At 67.2% G+C, this 2,320-nt stretch carries 3 protein-coding genes; 1 reads left to right on the top strand and 2 read right to left on the bottom strand.

Annotated features, from left to right (window positions below):
• The coding region (locus AB4Y86_RS17050) for an amino acid permease (protein ID WP_441403352.1) at nucleotides 1-846 on the bottom strand (846 nt) is incomplete at its 3' end.
• A gap of 42 nt (nucleotides 847-888) precedes the next feature.
• On the bottom strand, nucleotides 889-1,998 hold the full coding sequence (gene hisC / locus AB4Y86_RS17055) for a histidinol-phosphate transaminase (protein ID WP_441403353.1): 1,110 nt from the start codon (nucleotides 1,996-1,998) through the stop codon (nucleotides 889-891).
• 93 nt (nucleotides 1,999-2,091) lie between these two features.
• Between hisC and AB4Y86_RS17060 the strand changes: the two genes are divergently transcribed.
• Nucleotides 2,092-2,320, top strand: a 229-nt coding sequence (locus AB4Y86_RS17060; protein ID WP_441403354.1) for an Lrp/AsnC family transcriptional regulator, incomplete at its 3' end; no start/stop codon positions are given.

Here is a 2,320-nt window from a genome sequence, read left to right on the forward strand (position 1 = left end):
GGGCATGCCGGCGGCGTCCAGCACGGCGGCAAACGGGCTCTTCAGCCCCGCCGAACCCACGGGAACCACCGCCGCGATCACGAAGATGGCGCCGATGTAGAAGATGAGGATGCGCCACAGCACCGTCCGGACCGCCTTCTTCACACTGCGGGCCGGCTCAGCGGTCTCAGCTGCCGCCACGGACACAATCTCGGTGCCGCCGAACGCGAACGCCACCACGAAGAGTGCCGTGGCAATCCCGGCGAAACCGCTGGGAGCGAATCCGGCGCCGGTGAAGTTGGTCAGGCCCGGCGACTTCACGCCCGGCAGCCAGCCGAAGAGCAGGGCAGCGCCCACCAGGAGGAATCCCACGATGGCTGCCACCTTGAGCAGGGCGAACCAGAACTCGAACTCGCCGAAGTTCTTCACGCTGGTGAGGTTCACAGCGGTGAGCACCACGATGAACACAAATGCCATCAGCCACACGGGCAGCGCCGGGAAGATGGTGGCCAGCAGTCCGGCCGCACCGAGCCCTTCGGCCGCGATGACCACCACGAGCTGGATCCACCAGAGCCAGCCCACTGTGGCACCGGCCACCGGCCCGTAGGCCTTGGCGGTATAGACGGAGAAGGCTCCGCTGTCCGGATTGGCGGCGGCCATCTCGCCGAGGGCCCACATCACCAGGATGATGAGGGTGCCGGCCACCAGGTAGGACATCAGCACTGCCGGGCCGGCAGCCTGGATGCCGGCGCCGGAGCCGATGAACAGGCCCGCGCCGATGGCGCTTCCGAGCCCCATCATGGTGAGTTGGCGGGGTTTGAGTGCGGCGCCCAGTGCGCGGCCAGACGTCTTTGTCTGTTGTTCCATGGGGAGTCCTCTGAATGTAGGTGGGACGGAGTGGGGATTAGGTCAGTCGATTGTTGAGGCAGCGTGGGCTTCCAAAACCTGGAGCACGCGGTCGTTGGAGGCGGAGCCGGCAACGGTGATCCGCACGCCGTCCCCCTGGTACGCCCGGACCAGGATGCCCGCGCGGTCAAACGCGTCCACAAGCCTCGCCTGGAGCAGCTCATCCGCGCGGATCCACAGGAAGTTGCCCTGGCTCGGCGGCAGTTTCCAGCCCTGGGCTTCCAGCTGCGCGGCCATCCGGGCGCGTTCCTGTTTGACGGCGGTCACCCGCGCTTCCATCTCCTCCCCGGCCTCCAGCGACGCGATGGCAGCCGTTTGGGCCAGCGCGCTAACGGAGAAGGGCAGGGCGGTCCGGCGCAGTCCCTCGGCGATGGCGGGTGAGGCCACAGCGTATCCCACGCGCAGGCCGGCGAGTCCGTACGCCTTCGAGAAGGTGCGCAGGATGCAGACGTTCGGGTACTGGCGGTAGAGCGCCAGGGAGTCGGGGCCGCTGCCCGCTTCGGCGTATTCCACGTAGGCCTCGTCGATCACCACAAGGATGTCGGAGCGGACGGATTGCAGGAAGGCCTCGATGCGTTCGTGGCTGATCGGTACGCCGGTGGGGTTGTTGGGGGTGCAGAGCAGGATAACCTTCGTGCGGTCAGTGACGGCCGCGGCCATGGCGTCGAGGTCGTGGCCCTCGGCGTCGTCCAGCGGGATTCGGACCGGCTGGGCGCCTGYGAGCTCCACCAGGATGGGGTACGCCTCGAAGGAGCGCCACGCGAAGATCACTTCATCCCCGGCGTCGCACAGTCCGGTGATGATCTGCTGCAGGACGCCGACGCTGCCGGGCCCCACCGCCACCTCTCCGGCCGTGATGCCGAGGTGGCGGGCAATCCTTTCACGGAGTTCGACGGCGGCACTGTCCGGGTAGCGGTTCATGGTGCCGGCCGCTGCGGCCACCGCAGCGGTGGCAGCGGGCAGCGGTTCGTAGTGGCTTTCGTTGCTGGCGAGGGCAGCAATGTCCACACCGGCGCTGCGCCGGCCCGGGACGTAGGGCGGAAGTCCGGCCACCGCGCCACGAAGGGTGGGAAGCGCAGTGTCCGGTGCGGTGAGGATCTGATCACGGGTCATGAGGAACGATCATGATTGTGACTCGGCCCACAATGCAAGATACCCTCAACCCATTGGGACTTCTGCTCAACATCTACTGTCTGTGGTGAAAATATGACCATCCCGAACCCCCGCACCCTGGATTCCCTCGACGGCAGGATCATCCTGGCCCTCGACAAGGAACCCGAAGCCAGCGCCCTGGCACTCTCGCGGACGCTCGGCGTCGCACGGAACACGGTCCACGCCCGGCTGGCACGGCTCGAGCGCAGCGGCGCCCTCCGCTCCTTCAGTCGCAGGCTGGATCCCGCCGCGCTGGGTTATGACCTGATGGCATTCCTTTCCC

The sequence above is a fragment of the Arthrobacter sp. 2YAF22_2 genome (genome assembly GCF_052114645.1).
In the GTDB taxonomy this organism is placed as follows: domain Bacteria; phylum Actinomycetota; class Actinomycetes; order Actinomycetales; family Micrococcaceae; genus Arthrobacter.